Genomic DNA, 21,860 nt, shown 5'->3' on the forward strand with positions numbered 1-21,860 from the left:
GGATTCATAAATGGAAAGCGCTTTCCGTTTTGTTTCCTCCTGATTATAGTCCGCTCATCGTTATGACTCAGTCAGGAGTTTTCCATGAAGAAAATCATGCTTTGCTGTTCCGCTGGGATGTCTACCAGTCTGCTGGTTAAAAAAATGGTGGAAGAGGCGGGTAAACGCGGTCTGGACGTCGATATCAAGGCTTTTGGCGTGGCTGAATTTGAGCAGCAGGTCGGCCATTATCAGGTCGTGCTGTTGGGGCCGCAGGTGAAGTACATGCAGAAAGATTTACAGCAGAAAGCCAACGCCTACGGCATCAAAGTCGAGCCTATCAACATGATGGATTACGGCATGCAGAAAGGTGGTGCGGTTTTAGATTTTGCCCTGTCATTAATAAATAACAATAACTAAGGGATAAAAAATGAGCTCTCTGTACGCGAAATTAATCAGCGTGATTGAACAGAAAATCACGCCGATGGCCGGAGCCATTGGCCAGCAAAAGTACGTCACGTCTATCCGTGACGGCTTTATCCTCGCACTGCCGTTTATGATCGTCGGTTCATTTATGCTGGTGTTTATCTTTCCGCCGTTCTCGCCGGATACCAGCTGGGGCTTTGCCCGTGCCTGGCTGCAATTTTCACTCGATCACCGTGAAAGTCTGATGCTGCCGTTCAATTTCAGCATGGGCATTATGACGCTATTTATTTCTGTCGGGGTCGCCGCCAGCCTGGCGCGACATCATGAGCTGGACCCGCTGACCTCCGGAATGCTGTCGCTCATGGGCTTTTTGTTGGTGGCCGCGCCGCTGAAAGATGGGCAGATTTCTGTGGCCTATTTTTCCGGTCAGGGCATTTTTACCGCGCTGCTGGTGGCGATTTACACCACCGAGCTGTATGCCTTCCTCCGTCGCCACAACATCACCATTCGCCTGCCGCCCGAAGTCCCTACTGGCGTAGCGCGCTCGTTCGAGATTCTGATCCCCGTGCTGGCGGTGGCGCTGACGCTCCATCCGCTGAACCTGTTTATTGAAGCACAGCTGGGGATGATCATTCCCGAAGCGATCATGTCGCTGGTTAAACCGCTGGTGGCTGCATCGGATACCTTACCGGCGATTCTGCTGTCGGTGCTGGTGTGTCAGATTCTGTGGTTTGCCGGGATTCACGGGGCGCTTATCGTCACCGGCATCATGAACCCGTTCTGGATGGCAAACCTGTCGGTTAACCAGGCCGCGATGGCCGCGGGTACCGCCATTCCGCATATCTACGTGCAGGGCTTCTGGGACCACTATCTGCTGATTGGTGGCGTGGGTTCTACGCTGCCGCTGGCCATTTTGCTGATGCGCAGTAAAGCGGTGCATCTGCGCACCATTGGCCGTATGGGGGTGGTCCCGGGGCTGTTCAATATTAACGAACCGATTCTGTTCGGTGCGCCAATTATTATGAACCCGCTGTTCTTTATTCCGTTTGTACTGGTGCCGATGGTTAACGCCACGCTGGCCTACTTCGCTCTTGATTTCGGGTTGGTTTCCCGCGTGGTGTCGATGACACCGTGGACGACGCCAGCGCCGATTGGCGCCTCGTGGGCCGCTAACTGGTCGTTCAGCCCCATCATTATGTGCCTGATTTGTATGGCAACAGCGGCCGTCATGTACTTTCCGTTCCTGAAGGCTTATGAGAAACAGCTGCTTTCACAGGAAAGTCACGAAAGCGAAACGGCAGGCCGCGTCGGGCAATCTGAAACCGCATAATCCGTTGAGAGAAAAAGTGAGAACGTCATGGAATTAGAAGAGCAGGTAATGGGTATTATCATCAACGCCGGGCAGTCGCGCAGCCTGTGCTACGAAGCGCTTAGCAGCGCCAAAGCCGGCGACTTTGCCGATGCGGATGAAAAGATGCTACAGGCGCAGCATTTTGCTCGTGAGGCGCATCTTGTGCAAACCCAGCTTATTGAAGCCGATGAAGGCGAGGGAAAAACCAAAATGACGTTGGTGATGGTACATGCGCAGGATCATCTGATGACTTCCATCCTGGCAAAAGAGCTGGTTGGCGAGCTGATCGAACTCTACCGCTCCCGCCGCTAAGTCCCTGCCTCCCCGGCCGTTTGTGCCGGGGAGTTGGCGAATACCTGTACGCATTTATGTTACTATAGGGAGAAAACCGTAATACAGACGACACCATGCCTACTATTGATGATGTTTCAAAGTTAGCCAACGTTTCTCGAGCCACCGTTTCGCGCGTGCTGACGGGAACCCGTGGCGTTCGTGAAGAGAGCCGCGAGGCCGTATTACGCGCGGTAGAAGAGCTGAACTACCGCCCCAGTTTTGCCGCACAAAACCTGGCGAGCAATACCTCCAGCTACGTCGGTATGGTGCTGCCTGCCAACGAGGCCGGGTTTAGCGCGACGCTGTTGCCGCAGCTGTCTCAGGCGGTAAAATCGCTGAATAAATCGTTGATGATCCAGTACGTGAACGATGCTGCAGAACAGCAGGCTGCAGTGGAAAGCCTGCAGCATCAGTGCGTTGCCGTGGTAACGCTCACCCGCGGCAGCGGTGACGTTGCCAGTAACGTGATTGCTTTCGACGAGTTTTCTACGAAGGGCAGCGCTGGCCAGGGCTATAACTACGCATTTGCTACGGAAAGCGCCTGCCGTTACGTTCTGGGTAAGGGGCACCGCAATATTGCGCTGTTGATGGACAATGAAAATGATGTCGCCAGCAGACAGATGCTTGATGGCTATCGCAGCGTGTTGCAAAACTACTCCCTGCCGTTTAATCGTCAACTGTTGGTGATGGCCGACAACAACATCGAGCAGGCGCTGCTGACGCTGATTAATAGCTTTACGAAATATACGGCGATTATCGCCAAACGTGACTGCTATGCCGCCGAAGCAATGCGCTTATTACGCGAGTTTAATATTGCCATCCCGCAGGAAGTGTCGTTGGTGAGTCTGGAAGATTCGCCGTTGGCACCGCTACTCTACCCGCCGCTGACATGTATTGCCTATCCCGTTGAGCAGCTGCTTGAGAACTGTGTGCAGCGGATTCGGGCGTTAATTGACGGCCATTCGCTGTTTGTTCCCGAGGGGCGTGCGTTTACCGGTCGTCTGGTCGCCCGTTCGTCGGTTGCGGATATTAGTTAATATGAGTAATACGCGGTGAGTATTATTATTCTCACCGCGTGGCAACAATGAGTTATAAAAATAAAGCCGAAATATTTAATGCGTAAAATCTTAGTTAAATATTAGATCTCGACCTCCTGCGCCATATCATATTCAATTAATGCCCATGCGACCGGCTTGCCCTGGTAATAAGGCATAACATCCCCTCTACGCAGGCTAACAACGGCGGAAATGGTCGGATCGGAAAGCTTCCAGTTGCCGCCCTGCGGGCTGTACTGTCCGCTGTTGCGGATGATGCCCAGCGGCTTGCGGTCGGTGTTTTCCTGAGACGAGTAAGAAGAAAGTACCGAGAGCGTGTAATGACGATTGTCTATCTTCATAACGTGATAATCCAAAAATGAATACACGTTATACAAAAGCGACAATTTATTGATACAACTTAAAAACGTGGTGAATTATTCATATAGTGAATAAATAATGGCGTTTTATTGCAATAAATTTTTGTTTTAGCCAAAATAAGCGCCCATACTGGTTAAAAAATATTCTAAATGATTAAGCACCTGATTAATTTACTCATTCTTATTACGGCCTGTTTCGCGTCCAGCGCACTGGCGGTGAACTGCCAGCGTGCCAAGACGCCGTTGGAAAATACTATCTGTAATAACGACAACCTGAACTGGCTGGATAACACCATGTCGACCGTCTATCGCGCAATGCTGGTGACGCGGGATGCGCGGCAGGTGCATCAGGAATATGAAACCTGGGAGAAATCGCTGGAGTGGTGTTCGTCCGATGAATGTATCGAGCGCGCCTATTACGCCGGGATCGGTAAAATAGCCGAAGCGCAGCCGGGATTTTCCTGGGAAGGCCGCTGGTGGAACACCAGCGCCGCGAACATGAGCGGCGGCGTGGTGCAGTTCAGCCACAGCGCCGACTGGTCGATTATCGCCGATATTCGTATCTGGGCCGGCTTGAATAAAGATGAGTTTACCGCCGAGGCCCGCAAGATTAACGGCATGGTGCTGATTGAAAGTATGGTCGACAGTAAACAGTGTAAGGTGCTGTTTATTCCGCGTAAAAGCGGGGCGATTCAGGCCTACAGCAACGCGGAGTGGGGCTGTCGTTTATCGCTGCCCAACGGCGCGTTTATCGATGGCCGCTATCTGAAGTCGGAAACCGATCCCCGGCCGAAGGCAACGCTGCTGTCGCTGGAAATATTTACCGATCCGCAGATGGATGCACGCTTCCGTACGTTGGTGGGTGATGACTATCAGCGTTTCGTCGATAGTGCTAATGTCTACATTTATCATGAAGATATAGATAATATTGGTGCCACGGTGCTCTCCATGTGGGTACGCGGCGCAGCGAATACCCGCACGGCGATTATCATGTTTACGAAGAGCAATATCTGGGCGGCGCGGGTTGAGCCGGACGGCAATGGTAAGCTGACGTTCTCGTACTTCAGCACCCAGGGAAACGCCGTGGCAAAAATGCCGCGCACCATCGCTGAGTGGAAGCTGCGCTATATGGAGCAGTAGCCGCTGTTCCGGGGGCGATCGAGGCCCTCGGTTGGGCAATGCCTCTCAGTTAAGCGAGATTCGTAGGCCGGATAAGCAAAGCGCCATCCGGCACACTGCGCGCTGATTGCCGGATGGCGGCGTAAACGCCTTATCCGGCCTACCATTCCTGCTCCTGGATTCAACGCCTTAACTGACCAGCATTACCCGGTTGGGGGCATTTACGCCAGCGTGCCCACCACGTTCAGGTCGGCATCGTCCGGCACTTCATTGTATGACAGCACGTGTAGCCCGCTGGCAAACAGGCGTCCGTAGCGTGAAATGACCGGCCGTAGCTGTGGCGTCACCAGCAGCAGCGGCGGCAGGCTTTTTGCTTTCATCTGCTCATAAATCATCGGCATCGTATTTTGCAGCTGGGTCAGAATATTCGGGTCGACCGGGAAGCTGTCCAGCGCGACTTTGCCCGCCTGCTGTGCTTGATTAAGCGCCCCCAGCAGCATATTTTCCAGCTGATTATCAATGGTATATGCCGCCAACTGTGGGCGATCGCCGTTGATGTTGTGCACAATGGCGCGGCGCAACGCGTAGCGCACGTCCGAGGTCAGCAGCACCGGATCTTTGGTGACCGCCGCGCTTTCCAGCAGGGTGGAGGCGATGGTGACAATATCCTTCAGCGAGACCTGCTCCAGCAGCAGCTGGCGATAGATACGCAGCAGTTGGCTGTAGTTGAGCGCAGCGTTTAAATCTTCCGCCAGCTTCGGTGCCTGCTGCGCCAGACGGGCGTGCAGATGGGTAATGTCATCATAGTTGAACAGTTCCGGCAGGTGCTCGCGCGCCACTTTGTTGACGTGCGTTGCCACGACGCTGGCGCAGTCCACAACCTGATAGCCCAGGTTTAGCGCCTTAGCCTTCTGGTCCTGATCGATCCAGACAATGGCCATGCCGTAGGCCGGGTCGGTATCCAGTACGCCGTCGATTTCACCGTAGAGCTCGGTACCGGGGATCGCCATCAGTTTGTCCGCGTTCACCTCACCCATCGCCGTGCGGATGCCGTTGATGTGAATAGCATACTGGGCGGGCTTGAGGCGGAAGTTTTCGCGAATGCGAATCTCCGGCAGCAGCACGCCGCACACCTCCGAAATGACCTGACGCACCCCGCGCACGCGTAGCGACAGCGGGCTGCCCTTGGACTCATCGACCATAGTCACCAGCTTGTAGCCGAGGTTCAGGCCAATTGGCTCAACCAGCGGAATGCTGTCCCAGGTAATCGCCGGGTTGGCGTCCGGCGCCAGCGCTTCGCCGATCGCCTCCATGTCCGTTTCCTGCGGTGCGGGCTGAACCGCTTTGCTTTGTCGCCATGCCGCGAACAGCAGCAGCGCGGTAAAGCTCAGGAAGGCGATATGCGGCATACCCGGCACGATCGCGAGGGTGAACATCACGAATGCCGCGGTGTACAGCACCTTCGGCTTGGAGAGCAGCTGGGTTTTGATTTCGTCGCTGACGTCGTTACCTTCGCTGACGCGGGTGACGATGATGGCGGCGGCGGTCGCCAGCAGCAGGGACGGGATCTGGGCGACCAGGCCGTCACCGATGGTTAACAGGACGTACTGGCGGAAGGCGTGGCTGGCATCGAGATCGTATTTAAAGATACCGATACAGATACCGCCAATGACGTTGATGATCAGTACCATAATGCCGGCGATGGCGTCGCCGCGCACGAACTTCGACGCACCGTCCATGGCTCCGTAGAAGTCGGCTTCTTTCGCCACTTCCTGACGGCGGGTACGCGCCTGCTGCTGGTTGATCAGCCCGGCGTTCAGGTCGGCGTCAATCGCCATCTGTTTACCCGGCAGTGCATCCAGCGTGAAGCGAGCCGACACTTCCGAGATACGTTCGGCACCTTTGGTCACCACCACGAAGTTGATGATCATCAGGATGATAAACACCACGAAACCCACAACGAAATCGCCGCCGATCACCACCTGGCCAAAGGCTTCGATAACCTTACCAGCCGCGCCTTCCCCCTGATGACCGTTCAACAGCACCACGCGCGTGGACGCCACGTTCAGCGTCAGACGCATCAGCGTGGTGATCAGCAGCAGCGTCGGGAAGATGGCAAAGTCCAGCGGACGCTGCATATTCACCGAAACCAGCAGCACGATGACCGCCAGTACAATGTTGAAGGTAAACAGGATATCCAGCATCAGCGGTGACAGCGGCAGGATCACCATCGCCAGCACGCAGAGAAGCAGGATAGGCACGGCAATCTGCGCCTTACGGAGCATGCCGAACATGTTGTGCATCTTACTGTTCGCCATTGGCTTTTAATACCTCTTGAGGAATGTCTATATGCCTGTTCAGGCTTGGTTTTTGCTCAGTGCGACCTTCGCGCCACGACTTCAGCTGCATGACGTAGGTCAGGACGTGAGCGATGGCGCGAAACAGCTGCGCCGGAATTTGTTGGTTGACGCGGGTGGTGTAGTACACCGCACGTGCCAGCGGCGGAAACTCCACCACTTCAACGTTGTGGCTGGCGCCCACTTCACGAATCCATAGCGCAACGTCATCAATGCCTTTGGCGACGATATACGGCGCTTCCGCTTTCTGCGGGTCATACTTCAGCGCCACCGCGTAATGGGTTGGGTTGGTGATGATCACATCGGCTTCGGGTACGGTGCGCGAGATTTGCCCCATCGCCATCTGGCGCTGGAGCTGGCGAATACGGCCCTTAATCTGCGGGTTACCGTCGTTATTTTTGTACTCTTCTTTGACTTCCTGCTTGGTCATGCGCATCTTCTTCGTGAACATGAACTTGCTCAACGGCACATCAAGCAGGGCAAAAATAACGATAACGGCGACAAAATAGCTGACAACGTGATGGAAAATACCGAATCCATGGCCGATGGCCTGATACAGATACAGCCGCTGGAGATGGAGGAGGCTGTCCATTTGATCGTGCACCATCGTGTAGATAACGGCGAGGATCGTCGCGCATTTCAGCATCATCTTCCCCACTTCCGTGTAATGGCTGGCGGAGAACATGCGCTTAAGGCCGCTGATGGGGCTGAGCTTCTTAAAGTCGGGTTTAAGTTTTGACGGCGTAAAAATCCAGCCTCCCGGCACCAGGCTGGCAATCATGCAGGCCATGGGAATGGGGATAAGCGTGGCAATAAAGCGCAGCAATACCCACAGGTTCAGCAGTAGAAACTGGTTCAAAACGTTTGGGTTATCGAGGTCTTGCGCCATCGTGCCGACGGCGGCAAACGACTCGCCAATCAGCTGCCGGTAATAGGGTAGAAAAGCGGTCAGGGTGAAGAATGACGCCACTAGCCCAACCGCCATGGTTAAATCTTTTGAACGGGGAATATCCCCTTTCTGCCGCGCCTTGCGCAGCTTCCCGGCGGTGGGTTTTTCGCTTTTATCGCCGCTGGAGGCCATTACTGCACCCTTATGGCGTCGAGTTTCGCCAGAATTTCGTTGGTCAGATTGAGATAGTGGTCAGGAATGTTGGTGACCAGCATCGAAATACACAGCAGGCCAAACAGCATGCTGATTGGGAAGCCGAGGGAAAACAGGTTGAGCGTCGGCGAGACGCGGTTCAGCAGGCCGAAACCGCCCTGTACAATCAGCATCACGAAGGTGGTGGGCAGCGCAATCAGCGTGGCGGAGGCCATGATCCAGCCGAGCCCCTGGCCTATCAGCATCAGCGTTGGCTGGTTAATGGCCTGGCCGATAGGCCAGTAGCTGAAGCCTTTAAACAGAATCGTTACCAGCAGCAGGTGCCCGTCCATGATAAAAAACAGCAGGGCGCAGAAGACGTAGATGATCTGCGAGATAACCGTCGTCGAGCTGCCGTTGACCGGGTCGTTCATCATCGCCATCCCGAGCCCCATGTTCATCGACAGAATATTCCCCGCCGTTTGCAGCGCCACAAATACCAGCTGGAGCGCCATGGCGAAGAAGAATCCCCACAGCAGCTGTTCGCCAATCAGCAGGATTGAGCGTACCGACAGCAGCTCATTGAGCACCACGTTATTGGGCAGCATCGGGGTAATGATGATCGCCAGGGCCATCGCGGTGCCAATTTTAATGCGGCGCGAAAAGACGCGGTTATCCAGCACCGGCACAAAATGCAGGAACGTGAGGATGCGGAAGAATGGCAGTACGAGCGCCATTATCGGCGTCCACAGCGTCTGAATATCGATTCCCATTGTGGCTTAACCGACCAGCGCCGCCGCCTGATGGAAAATCTGGACGGTAAAATCGACCAGCTGCGTCAACATCCATTTTCCGGCGAAAATCAGCACGCCGAGCGTGACCACCAGGCGCGGCAGGAAGCTCAGCGTCTGTTCGTTAATCTGGGTGGTGGCCTGGAAAATACTCACGCACAGACCCACCAACAGGCTCGGGATAATCGCCACGGCGGAGATCAGCAACACCAGGTGAATGCCGGAGGCCATGATGTCTCCCGCGGTGTCCATATTCATCATCGCTACAATCCTTGTACGCTGGAGGTCAGCGTGCCGACAATCAGCGTCCAGCCGTCGCACAGTACGAACAGCATCAGCTTAAACGGCAATGAGACAATCAGCGGTGACAGCATCATCATCCCCATCGCCATCAGAATACTGGCGACAATCAGGTCGATAACCAGGAACGGGATGTAAATCATAAAGCCAATCTGGAAGGCCGTTTTCAGCTCGCTCAGCAGGTAGGCCGGGGTGACGATGGTCAGATCCTGCTCGCGGGCATCGCCTTCAATGCCGGCAATGGTCATGATTTGCGCCATCGCCTTATTGTTGGTCTGCGCCAGCATGTAGCGTTTCAGCGGCGCTTCGGCGTTAACCAGCGCCTGCTTGAGGGTGATCTGGTCATTCTGGAATGGCTCGATGGCGTCGGCGTAAATGGTGGTCCATACCGGGCGCATAACCAGCAGCGTTAAGGCCAGCGCGATGCCGGTGAGGATCTTGTTCGGCGGACTCTGCTGTAAGCCCAGCGCCTGGCGCAGAATCGCCAGCACGATGATAAATCGGGTGAAGCAGGTCATCATCAGCACCATGATCGGCAGCAGGCCGAGCAGGGTCATCAGGATCAGGATTTCAATTTTGACGTTGTAATCCTGCCCGGCGCCGTTTGCCGTGGTGCTAAAAAGCGTGATGTCGCCGTTCGCCGCCAGCACGGGCTGTGCGAACAGCAGGCCAATCAGCAGCAGCGGATAAAACGCGCGGTTCATCGGGTCAGCTCGCCCAGCTCTTTGGCGTTGAATTCGATAATACGCAGGCCGTATTTGTCATTCAGCACCACCACTTCCGCTTTACCGAACGCAATACCGTTGACCTTGATATCCAGCGGTTCGCCGGCCATTTTATCCAGCTCAATGACCGAGTCACTGTTCACCGCCATCAGCTCGGCCAGCGAGATATTGACGGAGGAGACCTCCAGCGTCAGCGTTACCGGGATACGGCTGAACAGCGCCATGCGACGCACGTCAGTCAGCGGCGTATTGCGTGTTTCCGGCTGCAAATCGTGGCGGATGTTGCCTTCAACCATCTCGTCCTGGGTCATATCGCTGAGGTTCAGGTCGTCCAGATCCAAGGATTGGCTCAGTTCTTGTTGTAAATCACTCATAGGGCTTCTCGATTGTCTTGTCATGGATATCGCATAAGAAAAGCTTGCTGCGATCTTCGGCAATAGTGGCTTCAAAAATCTGCTCTTTACCGATAAATACCGGTAAAGGGTCATTAATGGCGATCGGGATAATGTCGCCGGGCTTGATGTCGGCAACCTGGGCGACGGTCAGGTTGAGGGTGGCAAGGCGGCCGTCGAGCTTCAGCGGCAGGCTGTCGAACAGGCGTTCGATCTGCGCCGGGCTCAGGCTGACGCTTTTTTCTACGCCGCGCGCGCAGTTATCCGGCGCGCGCAGCGCCGCCAGCATCTGGTCAATATGCGGGCTGTCGAGCAGGACGCTAAAGCTGCCGTGGCTGTAGCCTTCCAGAGTGAAGGTAATGCACCAGGCCCACTGATTAATCACCGTGGAATAATCAACTTTAATGTCCAGGTCTTCACCAAATGTCTCTTTGCAAATAATCAGCGAGGTCAGCTCCTGGCCCAGCTTGCTTTTCAGGCGTTCTTCCGTTTTGGTGATCGGTAACGATTCATCCGGCTCAATATGGCTGCTGTCTTTACTCAGACCATAATAATCATGGAGGATGTTCAGTAATAATATTCTGTCGATTACAAAGGCAATATTCCCATAAGGCGTAGAGAATATCTGTGCATTTTTATAATGCTGATCGATAGCAAAGGTCATGGATTCTAACGCGGCATTAACACGTAGCTTCTTCAGAAAATAAATACTCAGGCGCGCGTCCAGAATGTCAAAGCTGTCGTTCATTAATTTCGGCAGCTTATGCCATGGGCGACCAAGTTTGCTGACATCAAGTTTTACCAGGTCAGGGAGACTATCCTGCTGATGAATTCTGATTCGATGTGAAGCTGAGTACATATTTATTCCGGTTTGATAACGTTACCTGATGTGAAAAGAGTGCACCGCGATATTTATTGATCACGGTCACGAATTTTTTTCCTGGAAGCATTTGAGTTTTGAGAAAGTTGTGACGCTTTACATCAACATCGAAGCTTCATCGCGAGGCGAGAACCCGAATGCCTTTTATTCAGGGTGTGAATTAGACCTTTCCTTGACTATTATTGCAAGTATCCATCAGTTATTAATCCATTATTTTTCCGCCTTTGCGTTGATTAATAACTTCTTTAAGTGTATGAAATTAAAAGATTAATGTTTTAATATTCATTAAAAATGAGACAATTCTTAGTCGATGGGTATACTAGGCAACATATTTTCACGGAAGGAATCTTTCCTCGTGATAATACCGCAGTCTTTAATCTTTATTAGCATTATAAAACGCTTTTAATCTTCTATGTAGCAAGGTGATTACAGCGCACGTTTAATAAAGATTTAGCGCGTTATCTTTTTTGTCATTTTTTACTGGTACTCCAAAATGAGCATTATTATTGAACGTGAAGATCGTCATGGGGAAGGCTTTATCGCCGCATCTCCTGCCAGCGTGGGCGTAATCTCATTAGCTCGACGCGTTGCTAAATATAATGTGTCCGTGCTGGTGACCGGTGAAACAGGAACCGGAAAAGAGTGTGTCGCTAAATATATCCATGAGCATGCCTGCGGCAGTGAAGCCCCGTACGTCGGGGTTAACTGCGCCGCTATTCCAGAGAGTATGCTGGAAGCTGTTTTATTTGGTTATGAAAAGGGTGCGTTTACCGGTGCGGTCGCCAGCGTGGCCGGAAAATTCGAACAGGCGAACGGTGGTACGCTGCTGCTGGACGAAATCGGCGATATGCCGCTGCCGTTACAGGCAAAACTCCTGCGCGTATTACAGGAACAGGAAGTTGAACGTCTGGGAAGCCATAAACGTATTCCGCTGGATATTCGCCTGATTGCTTCTACGAATAAAGACTTACAGCAGGAAATTGCCGAAGGACGATTCCGTCAGGATCTGTTCTACCGTATTTCCGTCGTGCCTATCCATATTACGCCGCTGCGCGAACGTAAGCAGGACATCCTGCCTCTGGTGCAGCGTTTTATCGCCAAATACCGTGCCTTCCACAAAGGAGAGGTTCGCCTGAGCGACGATGCGCGCAATGCGCTGTTGGGCTACGACTGGCCGGGCAATGTGCGCGAGCTGGAGAACGTTATCCAGCGCGGCATGATTCTCGGCAACGGCGATGAAATTAAAGCCGCCGACTTCGGGCTGGTAGCGCGCGTGCCGCTACCGGAAACGCCGGCAGTGGGCGTGATGCCCGCTTACCGCGAGCAGGACAGCGGCAGTTCCGCCATCCGTGATGTGAAGCTGCACGGCCGCCTGGCGGAGTACCAGTACATTATCGATCTGCTTAAGCGCCATAAGGGCAATAAATCCAAAACCGCGGAGTTTTTAGGTATTACGCCGCGCGCTCTGCGCTACCGCCTTGCGTCAATGCGTGATGAAGGCATTGATATCGAATGTTATTCCTGAGGCCAGAAAGGAACAAATAATGGATAAGATTGCCGCCGCAGGTATTAACACCGTGCAACAGGCGCTGCTGGAGCGTATGCAGCAGACGGCGATGCTGGCGTCTGCCGGCTCGGCCAGCGCCGCCCAGACGATTGCGCCCGCAAACGGCGCGTTCGCCAGCGCTAACCCGGTCTCTTTCTCCCGCGTGTTAAACAACGCCATCGACAACGTTGACGCCCTGCAGCACAGCGCGGGCGCCAAACAGACCGCCATTGATATGGGTCAGAGCGACGATTTAGCCGGCGCGATGATCGAAAGCCAGAAAGCCAGCGTGGCCTTCTCGGCGATGATGCAGGTGCGCAATAAGCTCAACAGCGCGCTCGACGAAGTGATGAATATTTCGCTGTAAGGTCTGTACCGTGTTAAACAAAATCAAAGCTCGCCTCCCTGCCATCTCTCTGCCCACTGGCGTAAACAATCCTAAGCTGCTGGCGATTGCCGGCGGCGTGGTGCTGGCTATCGCCATCATTGCGTCGCTGTGGAACCGCAATCAGGGCTATGTCGCGCTGTACGGCGCGCAGGAACAGGTGCCCGTTTCCCAGGTGGTGGACGTGCTGGGGGCAGAAAATATTGCCTACCGCATTAACCCTGACAACGGCCAGGTGCTGGTGACCGAAAATAAACTGTCGCAGGCGCGCATGGCGCTGGCGGCAAAGGGCATCAGCGCGGCGACGCCGGACGGCTACGAGCTGATGGACAAAGAAGAAATGCTCGGCAGCAGCCAGTTCATTCAGAACGTGCGCTACAAGCGCAGCCTGGAAGGTGAGCTGGCAAAAAGCATTATGGCGCTGGAGCCGGTAGAGCACGCGCGCGTGCACCTTGGGCTGAGCGAGTCCAGCTCGTTCGTCCTGACGAATAAACCGAATAGCAGCGCCTCGGTCGTGGTGCAGCTGCGCTATGGGCGACAGTTGGATGAACAACAGGTCGCCTCTATTGTACAGCTGGTTTCCGGTTCGGTGCCGGGCATGGCGGCGGGTAGCGTGCGGGTGGTCGATCAGGCGGGTAACCTGCTGTCGGACGGCGTCGCCGGCCCGGATGGCAGTATTGCCGGCAAGCGTCTGGGTGACGACGTTACGCAGCGCATTCGCGAAGATACCAGTAAAAATATCGCCAGCCTGCTGACTTCATTGGTGGGCGCAGGCAACTACCGTATCAGCGTGGCGCCGACCGTAGACCTAAGCCGCGTGGAAGAAACTCAGGAGCGCTTGGGTAAAGATCCGCGCGTCAGCGATGAGCAGCTGAGTCAGGAAAACACCACCAATGAGATGGCGTTTGGCATTCCCGGCTCGCTGAGCAACCGTCCCGTCAACCAGAACCCGCAGGCCGCGGCGGCACAGGCTGCCGGTGCAGCGGCTCCGGCTGCGGCAACGACGGCCGCAAACAACACCAGCGATCCGCGTTCCCTTACCAGCCGTAGCCAGGAGCAGCGCAAGTACGCCTTCGACCGCGATATTCGCCATATCCGTCACCCCGGCTACAAGCTGGAGAAACTGAGCGTGGCCGTGGCGCTGAACCAAACGGCGCCCGCGCTGGCGAATATCGCCCCTGAGCAGTTGACCGCGATTACCCGTCTGGTGGAGAGCGCCGCCGGGATTGATAAACAGCGCGGCGATGCGCTGACGCTGGACGTACTGGCCTTTACCGCCCCGGTGAACGACGGCGCGCTGAGTCAGAAATGGTGGAAAGACCCGGATATGCAGTACTGGGGGCAGAACGGCGGCATTGGCCTGCTGGCGCTGCTGACGCTGCTGTTTGGCGTGCGCCCGCTGGCCCAACGTCTGGGCCGTCGTGAGCGTCTGGTCAATGAGGTTGAGCAGAATGACAAAGACCTGCTGACCGATGAATCTGACGTGGTGCAGGACAGCCTGACCGGGTTGCCGAGCACGGCCTTCAATAACAATGATGATCTGCTGCCGCCGCAAAGTTCCGGCCTGGAAACCAAAGTGGAGTACCTCCAGGTCCTGGCCCAGAGTGAGACTGAGCGCGTAGCGGAAGTTCTGAAACAATGGATTAACAGCAATGACCGAAGCAACAGTAAGTCGGAGTAGCAGTTCGGGTAGCCGTAGCCGCCTGGAGCAGGCGGCCATCCTGCTGATGAGCGTGGGTGAAGAAGCGGCGGCGCAGGTGATGCAGAAGCTGAACCGCGAAGAGGTGGTGCTGCTAAGCGAAACCATGGCGCGTTTGCACGACGTAAAGGTCAACCACGCGCGTCAGGCGATGAACAACTTCTTCTCTGACTATCGCGAGCAGAGCGGCATCAACGGTGCCTCGCGCTACTACCTGCGCAGCATTCTGGAAAAAGCGCTGGGCGGCGAAATCGCCCGCAGCGTGATTAACGGCATTTACGGCGATGAGATCCGCTATCGCATGGCGCGCTTGCAGTGGGTCGATACCCCACAGCTGGCGGCGCTGATTGAGCAGGAGCACCTGCAGCTGCAGGCGGTGTTCCTTGCCTTCCTGCCGCCGGATATTGCCGCCAGCGTGCTGAGCGTGCTGCCGAAAGAGCGTCAGGACGAAATCATCTACCGCATCGCGCGGCTTGATGATGTTAACCGTGACGTCATTGATGAACTGGACCGCCTGATAGACCGCGGCATTGCGGTGCTGTCCGAGCACGGTTCGAAGGTGGCAGGCATTAAGCACGCCGCCAACATCGTCAACCGTATTCCGAGCAATCAGCAGGAGCTACTGGAGCAGCTGCGCGAGCGTGACGAAAGCGTGGTGGACGATTTGCAGGACGAAATGTACGAATTCTACATCCTCAGCCGCCAGACGCCGATGACGCTGCAGCGCCTGATGGATGAGGTGCCTATCGACGAATGGGCCGTTGCGCTGAAGGGCACCGAGCCGGTGCTGCGTCAGGCCATTTTCAACGTTATGCCAAAACGTCAGGTGACGCTGCTGCAAAGCACCACCACCCGTCTGGGGCCGGTGCCGGTCAGCCGTATCGAACAGGTGCGTAAAGAGATCATGCAGACCCTGCGTCAGCTGGTGGAAGAAGGCGAGATTCAGGTTCAGCTGTTCGCCGAGCAGACGGTGGAATAAGCCATGTTCAAAAAACGGAGCTTCCCGCTGTCCGCCGCTCGATCGACCGCCGTCAAGCCGCAGCTGCATCGATTTCCGCCGCTGCGTAAACGCTGGGCGACCCCCGATGCGCCGCTAGAAGACAACGCGGTGGCGGCGCCGGACCCGGCCGAATATCAGCAGCAGCTTGAGGAAGGCTTCCGTGAAGGCGTGAGCCAGGGCTTTGCGCAGGGACGGGAAGAGGGCAAAGAAGACGGTTATCAGGAAGGCGTACGTCTGGGCTTTGAAGACGGGATGCGTAAGGGCCTGGCCGACGGTAAACAGCAGGCTCGTCAGCAGTTCCTGGACGCCGCGGCGCCGTTTGAGCAGATGACCGCCAACGTGCAGCAGTTTCTTGACCGCTACGAACAGCGTCGTCGCGAAGAGCTGATGCAGCTGGTGGAAAAAGTGACGCGGCAGGTGATTCGCTGCGAACTGGCGCTGCATCCGACCCAGCTACTGGCGCTGGTGGAAGAGGCGGTGACCAGCCTGCCGCAGCCGCCTGAGCAGGTTCGCGTCCTGCTGAACGCCGAAGAATTCCGCCGCATCAGTGAAGCGGAGCCGGAAAAGGCCCGCGAATGGGGGCTGACCGCCGATTCGGCGCTGGAACCTGGCGAGTGCCGCGTGGTGACCGATACGACCGAGATGGACGTTGGCTGCCAGCATCGCCTCGATCAGTGCATGTCAGTGCTAAAAGACAACCTGCTGCCGGAAACCGCGCATGAGCAGCCTTGATTTCGAGCAGGCGCTGCGATCGATTGAGCAGATCGATCTGGCGCGCGTTGCCGGGCGTCTGGTGCGGGTAAACGGCATTCTGCTGGAGTGCGTGGGCTGCCGTCTGGCGATTGGCCAGCTGTGCCATGTTGAAAGCATCGAGCAAGAAATGATGGACGCTCAGGTCGTCGGCTTCGACCGTGACGTCACCTACCTGATGCCGTTTAAGCAGCCTTCCGGTCTGATCGCCGGTGCGCGCGTGTTCCCTGCCGGGAAAAGCGAAGGCGTGATGATTGGCGACCAGTGGCTGGGGCGCGTGGTGAACGGTCTGGGCGAACCGCTGGACGACAAAGGCAAGCTGGGCGGCGACACCCTGTTGCCACAGCAGCTACCGCAGGTGCATCCATTAAAACGCCAGCCGGTGGAAGCACCGCTGGACGTTGGCGTACGTGCGATAAACGGCCTGCTGACCATCGGAAAAGGTCAGCGCGTGGGGCTGATGGCGGGCAGCGGCGTAGGGAAAAGCGTACTGCTGGGGATGATTACCCGCTACACCCAGGCTGAAGTGGTCGTGGTCGGGCTGATCGGCGAACGCGGTCGTGAGGTCAAAGAGTTTATTGAGAACGCCCTGCAGGCCGAAGGGCTGGCGAAGTCGGTGATTGTTGCCGCGCCTGCGGACGAATCGCCGCTGATGCGTATTAAGGCCACCGAGCTGTGCCACACCATCGCCAGCTACTACCGCGATAAAGGCAAAGACGTACTGCTGCTGGTGGATTCATTGACCCGCTACGCCATGGCACAGCGTGAAATTGCGCTGTCGCTCGGCGAGCCGCCGGCCACCAAAGGCTACCCGCCGTCGGCGTTCAGCATGATCCCCCGGCTGGTGGAGAGCGCGGGTAATAGTGAAAGCCGCGGATCGATGACGGCGCTCTATACCGTGCTGGCGGAAGGGGACGATCAGCAGGATCCGATCGTTGACTGCGCGCGCGCGGTACTCGACGGTCATATCGTTCTCTCGCGCCATCTGGCGGAGGCGGGACACTACCCGGCTATCGATATTGGCCAGTCTATCAGCCGCTGTATGAGCCAGGTCACGAGCCGCGATCATCAGCTGGCCGCACGTACGCTCAAGCAGCTGTATGCCGAATACCAGAGTATTAAGCCGTTGATTCCACTCGGCGGTTACGTGGCCGGGGCCGACCCGCTGGCCGACAGGGCCGTGCGGCTCTCGCCGGCGATAACGCAATTCTTACAACAGGAAGTTCAGGACGCAGCGTTAATGGATGCCACCATTAATGACCTGCGCACGCTGGCGCAAGCAGGGTAATGCACGATGAGCAAACTGATTTCTACGCTGGAACAGCTTCACCTGATGCGCACCCGCGCGGTGGACGATCTTAGCGCGAAGCTGGCGTCGCAAAAGCAGGTCTGCCAACGCTTTGAGAAGAATATAGATGCGCTGACCTCGCTGGCCTCCGGGCTGGCGTCGCAGAGCGTGAACAGCGCCGTCATGATGATCAATCAGTCGAAATATAAACATAATATTCAGCGTGTTATCGACTGGCAGAAACAAGAGCAGGCGCTGGCAACGCTTGAAGCCAATAAAATTCAGGGCAACCTGCTGGCTGAGGCAAAGCGCGAGAAAAGCCTTGAGCTGGTGCTGGATGCTAAACGCAGCGACCGCCGGATGGAGCTCAACCGTCGGGAGCAAAAAATGACGGATGCGGTTTCTGCCCAGTGCTGGCTACGCCAGCAGCAGGCCGCGGCACGGCAGCGATAATTGTGATGAAAACCGCGAATAAAACGAACCTGATGTCCGCGCTGATTGCTCGCCAGCAGCGTCCGCGGCCGCAGACAACGCCGTTTGTCAGCGTCGTCTGCCCGACCTACAACCGCCGCGAGTTTCTGCCCTATCTGCTCTATATCTGGCAATACCAGGACTATCCGGCGGACCGGCGCGAGCTGATTATTCTCGATGACTCCGCAAGCAGTAATGCCGATCTTGTTGAGATGATGAGCGATCCGGCGACGCCGAACGTGCGCTATATCCACAGCCCGGCGCGCCTGACGCTGGGCAATAAGCGCAATCGGCTCAATGCGCTGGCGAAAGGCGAATACATCATCTGCTTTGATGACGATGACTACTATGCGCCGGATAAAATTTCTTATCAGGTGGCGCAGATGCAGGCCAACCGCGCGCCCTTCTCCGGCAGCGACCAGATCTATATCTGGTATAGCCATCTGGACAAAATTTACCTGACGCACCCGTTCGGCCAATGTCACGCGCTGAACGGCACGTTTGGTTATCACCGTAGTCTGCTGAAAACACACCGCTATGACGATGATGCCAGCCGAGCGGAAGAGGACGGTTTTCTCAAAGGGTTTACGACGCCGGTTCAGCAGCTTGATCCGCAGCGGGCCATCCTGTGCATTTCGCACAGCAGCAATACCTACGACAAAGACTACATCCTGGACACCTCTACGGCCGTAGACCTGACGCTCGATGATTTTGTCAGCGATGCCAATCTGCTGGCGCACTATCGCCGTCTGAGTATCGCGCCGCTTAATGCGCAGGTGAACTGGTCGGTGTTTGAGAAGGTGGCCGTTCTTTACGATCCACTGCAGGCATCAGCGCTGTCCTCACGCTGTGAGGCGCTGCTGGCGCTAGGCGTGCAGGCCGGCCAAATCTGGCCGGTGGCGAAAGTGGCTGATGAACGCCAGACCCACGTTCAGGTCATCGCGCAGGCGAAACGGCAGGGCTGGCGGAACGTGGCGCTACTGGATGCCGAACTGCAGTTCGTCAGGAAGGAAAATGCGGTCAACAACATCAACAAGCTGCTTAATGGCCTGGATCAGCTGGACTGGCAGGTGCTGCTGCTCGGCGGCCGCTATGACAGCTTCCGGCCAACCCAGTCTTTACAAGGGGTGGCGCGAATCTATAACGCAGGCTGCGCGTGCGCCTACGCGGTGAATGCGAATTACTACGACACGCTGCTGGACGCCTATCAGGATAAGACGACACACCCTGCCAGCCTTGATAGCTGCTGGACCACCCTGATGAGCCAGCCATCGCTATGGCTGGGCTTTAGCCCAAGTTTCGCCTTCTTACAGCGTCATTCGGATCCTGCCACCGGCGAACCGATTGACTGCACCCACTGGTTTTTCCGTAAGCATCGGGAAACCGTGCCCGTGAAAGAGAATGAACATGGAACTGATTGAACATTATCACCCTGAATTTGTTTCGCGTTTTGATGCGCGAGAAACGCCCTGCGACTGTCCTGCCTGTCAGCAGGCTGAGGAAGCGTGGCCGCACATTAGCGTGAAGCTGAAAAATCAGCAGCGCGAGACGCTGGATATCGGCTGTGAAACGGCGGCCAAAGAGATGTTGTTCAACCCGGAAGCCTTCATTCTGCACACTGCGCAGGCTGCGCCGCAGAGTGATGATCTGCTGAGCGCGTGGAGCGAGGTGCTTAACCAACAGTGCATCAACCTGGCGGTGCATCCGGCGTTGACGCTGGACGTCAGCCTGTACGCCATTGGCGTGCTGCTGAGCAAAGCGCAGCAGCATCATGACTGCGGGGAAAGCGACCCGGCGCTGCTGGTGAGCCTGGGCGAGCAGCTGGCTGCGCTGGCGGAACAAGGCGTACTGGCGCAGCAGTTCGCGATGCTGCCGCCGATCGCGGAAAATCGTATTGCGGCGTTAAAAGCGATGGGCACGATGCGTCTGAATCTGAACCTGCCGATGGTTGAGAAAATGGGGATGACGTTGAAGCTGAGCGAGCTGTCGATCATGCAGCCTGCCCGACTGGCAGAGCGTCAGCAGATGCTGGATGCGGCCTGGTCCACGCTTACGCTGTTTAATCATCAGCCGCATACTCTGCGCAATATTCTTATTTATCAGCTGTATAGCGATATTTTCCCCGGCGTAGGCTGCACCAATTACGGCGAAGCGCTGCTGGGTCTGGCGCGCCAGTTCTTCCACATCAAAATGCTGTGCGCTATTCGCGCCGAGCAGGGTGAGCTGACCCAGGACGACGTGGCGCTGCTGGTTAGCGCGCTGCGCGGCTGGCAACAGCAGAACCCGCTGACGGCGGAAGAGGGAACCTCTTCCGACTATAGCCTGCTCTGTGGTTTAGCATTGTTGTAATGCCATGCGTCACGATGCCGGGGCATTCCGGCATCTATCGTCCTCGCCTTTGAACGTAACAACCTGATAGGTTCGCCATGGTCATGTTTTTGATTGAGGGGATCAACTACGCTCAGTTCTTCTCTCGTATTGTTAACGCCCTGCCGGAACAGAAGCAAAAAGACGCGATCTTTGTTTCCCGGGATCGGCCGATCTGCGAATTCGTGAAGCATCAGCTTCCTCAGTGTCAGGTTATTCAGATTCCGATTTTCACTTCAGCGCCCGTCGAGGCGGCGTTTCGACAATCCAGTCCTCGGCTGGCCAAACGGCTTGGAAAATCGCTCGAGGAGTGCTTTGAGTATGTTGTGGGTGGCGGTGAACGAGAGGTGTGCTGGCAAGTACTGATGTCATGCTTCGTGTTCATTAGTCAGTTTGACCCCGCAACGATTTCGCGTGTTGTGATGTGCAGTGGCTGCGGAATTGGCGCAAAAGCGGCGAAAGCATTCTGTGAGATGACGTCGATCCCCACGCAGTTTGTAGAGCTGGCGAATCTACCGGACAAGATTTTTGTCGACCCTGAAGGTACCAACGCGCATTCCCGGCTGGCAATGACGCCGGAGATTCTCGATCGTTACCCAGCGGTGGATGAGGGTATGCATCAATCCTGGATGGCGCATTACCATACCTTTAAGTCGCGACCGCCACGCCAGGCTCTGGGAAACGCGCTGGCAGACGTTATTGAGGCAAGTTCTCAGCATAAGGTTCTCAATACCGGGATACCGTATCTTTTTGTTCCGCTCCAGGTTTCAACTGATGCGCAGCTGTGGCTGTATTCCGACTTTAAAAATGAAGATGTGATTCGATATGCGTTACATCTTGCAGAACAAAGGGGCTACCACGTGGTGGTCAAGATTCACCCGGCTGAGCCAAAGCGCGAGGAGGTGCAACATATCGTGCGGCTCCAACAAACGCTGGGCTTTATGTTATCAAATGAACTGACGACTGAACTTATCAAGCAATCTGAAGAGGTTGTGACGATTAACTCGACGGTAGGCCTTGAAGGGTTATTACTGCATAAACCGGTCACGGCGATCGGCCATTGTTTCTATAAAACATTCGATTATGAAAGGTTGAAAAAGTATATCCATCACTACCTTTTTGATGGCGTTGATTTTTTTAGTAATGAACCTATTGCGCGTAATACGGCCATCGCGTTTCTGAACCGTTAATGCCTGGAGTGAATAA

At 55.6% G+C, this 21,860-nt stretch carries 21 protein-coding genes and 3 pseudogenes; 16 read left to right on the top strand and 8 right to left on the bottom strand.

Features of this window, described 5'->3' with window-relative positions:
- Nucleotides 1-84: 84 nt before the first annotated feature.
- The 4 genes and pseudogenes from H7R76_RS00385 (at nucleotide 85) to H7R76_RS00400 (ending at nucleotide 3,126) form a co-directional block, all read left to right on the top strand.
- Nucleotides 85-399 carry a PTS sugar transporter subunit IIB gene (locus H7R76_RS00385; RefSeq protein ID WP_106924868.1) on the top strand — a complete coding sequence of 105 codons (315 nt, stop codon included), beginning with the start codon at nucleotides 85-87 and terminating at the stop codon, nucleotides 397-399.
- Between the two features lie 10 nt (nucleotides 400-409).
- Nucleotides 410-1,735 (top strand): PTS sugar transporter subunit IIC, encoded by a 1,326-nt coding sequence (locus H7R76_RS00390; RefSeq protein WP_182929783.1) that lies wholly within the window; start codon nucleotides 410-412, stop codon nucleotides 1,733-1,735.
- 24 nt (nucleotides 1,736-1,759) lie between these two features.
- A pseudogene (locus H7R76_RS00395) lies at nucleotides 1,760-2,068 on the top strand (PTS lactose/cellobiose transporter subunit IIA); the annotation flags it as partial.
- Between the two features lie 95 nt (nucleotides 2,069-2,163).
- Nucleotides 2,164-3,126 carry a LacI family DNA-binding transcriptional regulator gene (locus H7R76_RS00400; protein ID WP_182929784.1) on the top strand — a complete coding sequence of 321 codons (963 nt, stop codon included), beginning with the start codon at nucleotides 2,164-2,166 and terminating at the stop codon, nucleotides 3,124-3,126.
- Nucleotides 3,127-3,227: 101 nt separating this feature from the next.
- Here the strand turns inward: H7R76_RS00400 and H7R76_RS00405 are convergent, their stop codons facing one another.
- Entirely contained in the window at nucleotides 3,228-3,485 is a 258-nt protein-coding gene (locus H7R76_RS00405) for a hypothetical protein (protein ID WP_106924872.1), read from the bottom strand.
- A 168-nt stretch (nucleotides 3,486-3,653) separates the two neighbouring features.
- Here H7R76_RS00405 and H7R76_RS00410 point away from each other — a divergent pair, with 168 nt between their 5' ends.
- Nucleotides 3,654-4,643, top strand: a complete 990-nt coding sequence (locus H7R76_RS00410; protein ID WP_106924873.1) for a lysozyme inhibitor LprI family protein — start codon at nucleotides 3,654-3,656, stop codon at nucleotides 4,641-4,643.
- Between the two features lie 200 nt (nucleotides 4,644-4,843).
- On the opposite strand, the gene H7R76_RS00415 is transcribed toward H7R76_RS00410, so the two are convergent.
- From H7R76_RS00415 to H7R76_RS00445, 7 genes are read right to left on the bottom strand one after another with little or no spacing between them, the layout of a single operon-like run.
- Nucleotides 4,844-6,940, bottom strand: a complete 2,097-nt coding sequence (locus tag H7R76_RS00415; RefSeq protein ID WP_106924874.1) for a flagellar biosynthesis protein FlhA — start codon at nucleotides 6,938-6,940, stop codon at nucleotides 4,844-4,846.
- Complete coding sequence (gene flhB / locus H7R76_RS00420) at nucleotides 6,927-8,060, bottom strand: flagellar biosynthesis protein FlhB (protein WP_182966684.1); 1,134 nt, start codon at nucleotides 8,058-8,060, stop codon at nucleotides 6,927-6,929. The genes H7R76_RS00415 and flhB overlap by 14 nt, the downstream gene beginning before the upstream one ends.
- Nucleotides 8,060-8,833 carry a flagellar biosynthetic protein FliR gene (locus tag H7R76_RS00425; protein WP_106924876.1) on the bottom strand — a complete coding sequence of 258 codons (774 nt, stop codon included), beginning with the start codon at nucleotides 8,831-8,833 and terminating at the stop codon, nucleotides 8,060-8,062. Before H7R76_RS00425 ends, flhB begins: the two co-directional genes overlap by 1 nt.
- A 6-nt stretch (nucleotides 8,834-8,839) precedes the next feature.
- On the bottom strand, nucleotides 8,840-9,112 hold the full coding sequence (gene fliQ, locus H7R76_RS00430) for a flagellar biosynthesis protein FliQ (protein WP_061280600.1): 273 nt from the start codon (nucleotides 9,110-9,112) through the stop codon (nucleotides 8,840-8,842).
- A 2-nt stretch (nucleotides 9,113-9,114) separates the two neighbouring features.
- Nucleotides 9,115-9,855, bottom strand: coding sequence for a flagellar type III secretion system pore protein FliP (fliP, locus tag H7R76_RS00435; protein ID WP_106924877.1), 741 nt, complete (start codon nucleotides 9,853-9,855; stop codon nucleotides 9,115-9,117).
- Nucleotides 9,852-10,250: a flagellar motor switch protein FliN gene (gene fliN / locus H7R76_RS00440; protein WP_106924878.1), complete on the bottom strand. Its 399-nt coding sequence runs from the start codon at nucleotides 10,248-10,250 to the stop codon at nucleotides 9,852-9,854. Before fliN ends, fliP begins: the two co-directional genes overlap by 4 nt.
- Nucleotides 10,243-11,127 carry a FliM/FliN family flagellar motor switch protein gene (locus tag H7R76_RS00445; protein WP_182966686.1) on the bottom strand — a complete coding sequence of 295 codons (885 nt, stop codon included), beginning with the start codon at nucleotides 11,125-11,127 and terminating at the stop codon, nucleotides 10,243-10,245. Before H7R76_RS00445 ends, fliN begins: the two co-directional genes overlap by 8 nt.
- Nucleotides 11,128-11,641: 514 nt before the next feature.
- Here H7R76_RS00445 and H7R76_RS00450 point away from each other — a divergent pair.
- The 11 genes and pseudogenes from H7R76_RS00450 to H7R76_RS00495 form a co-directional block, all read left to right on the top strand.
- Nucleotides 11,642-12,412, top strand: a pseudogene (locus H7R76_RS00450) (sigma-54 interaction domain-containing protein); the annotation flags it as partial.
- A gap of 93 nt (nucleotides 12,413-12,505) precedes the next feature.
- Nucleotides 12,506-12,673 (top strand): annotated as a pseudogene (locus H7R76_RS25205) (helix-turn-helix domain-containing protein); the annotation flags it as partial.
- Nucleotides 12,674-12,692: 19 nt separating this feature from the next.
- Complete coding sequence (fliE, locus tag H7R76_RS00455) at nucleotides 12,693-13,061, top strand: flagellar hook-basal body complex protein FliE (RefSeq protein ID WP_182966690.1); 369 nt, start codon at nucleotides 12,693-12,695, stop codon at nucleotides 13,059-13,061.
- A 10-nt stretch (nucleotides 13,062-13,071) separates the two neighbouring features.
- Complete coding sequence (fliF, locus tag H7R76_RS00460; protein ID WP_106924882.1) at nucleotides 13,072-14,760, top strand: flagellar basal-body MS-ring/collar protein FliF; 1,689 nt, start codon at nucleotides 13,072-13,074, stop codon at nucleotides 14,758-14,760.
- Nucleotides 14,732-15,757 carry a flagellar motor switch protein FliG gene (locus H7R76_RS00465; protein ID WP_106924883.1) on the top strand — a complete coding sequence of 342 codons (1,026 nt, stop codon included), beginning with the start codon at nucleotides 14,732-14,734 and terminating at the stop codon, nucleotides 15,755-15,757. Before fliF ends, H7R76_RS00465 begins: the two co-directional genes overlap by 29 nt.
- 3 nt (nucleotides 15,758-15,760) lie before the next feature.
- Nucleotides 15,761-16,510 carry a flagellar assembly protein FliH gene (gene fliH / locus H7R76_RS00470; protein ID WP_106924884.1) on the top strand — a complete coding sequence of 250 codons (750 nt, stop codon included), beginning with the start codon at nucleotides 15,761-15,763 and terminating at the stop codon, nucleotides 16,508-16,510.
- Nucleotides 16,497-17,816, top strand: coding sequence for a flagellar protein export ATPase FliI (gene fliI, locus H7R76_RS00475; RefSeq protein ID WP_106924885.1), 1,320 nt, complete (start codon nucleotides 16,497-16,499; stop codon nucleotides 17,814-17,816). The genes fliH and fliI overlap by 14 nt, the downstream gene beginning before the upstream one ends.
- A 6-nt stretch (nucleotides 17,817-17,822) precedes the next feature.
- Nucleotides 17,823-18,269, top strand: coding sequence for a flagellar export protein FliJ (fliJ, locus tag H7R76_RS00480; protein ID WP_106924886.1), 447 nt, complete (start codon nucleotides 17,823-17,825; stop codon nucleotides 18,267-18,269).
- A 5-nt stretch (nucleotides 18,270-18,274) separates the two neighbouring features.
- Nucleotides 18,275-19,708, top strand: a complete 1,434-nt coding sequence (locus H7R76_RS00485; RefSeq protein WP_227673935.1) for a glycosyltransferase family 2 protein — start codon at nucleotides 18,275-18,277, stop codon at nucleotides 19,706-19,708.
- Complete coding sequence (locus tag H7R76_RS00490) at nucleotides 19,695-20,636, top strand: hypothetical protein (RefSeq protein WP_182966692.1); 942 nt, start codon at nucleotides 19,695-19,697, stop codon at nucleotides 20,634-20,636. The genes H7R76_RS00485 and H7R76_RS00490 overlap by 14 nt, the downstream gene beginning before the upstream one ends.
- A gap of 77 nt (nucleotides 20,637-20,713) precedes the next feature.
- Nucleotides 20,714-21,844 carry a capsular polysaccharide export protein, LipB/KpsS family gene (locus H7R76_RS00495; RefSeq protein ID WP_106924888.1) on the top strand — a complete coding sequence of 377 codons (1,131 nt, stop codon included), beginning with the start codon at nucleotides 20,714-20,716 and terminating at the stop codon, nucleotides 21,842-21,844.
- Nucleotides 21,845-21,860 lie beyond the last annotated feature (16 nt).

This window comes from Klebsiella sp. WP8-S18-ESBL-06, assembly GCF_014169755.1.
GTDB classification, from domain to species: Bacteria; Pseudomonadota; Gammaproteobacteria; order Enterobacterales; family Enterobacteriaceae; genus Kluyvera; species Kluyvera ascorbata_B.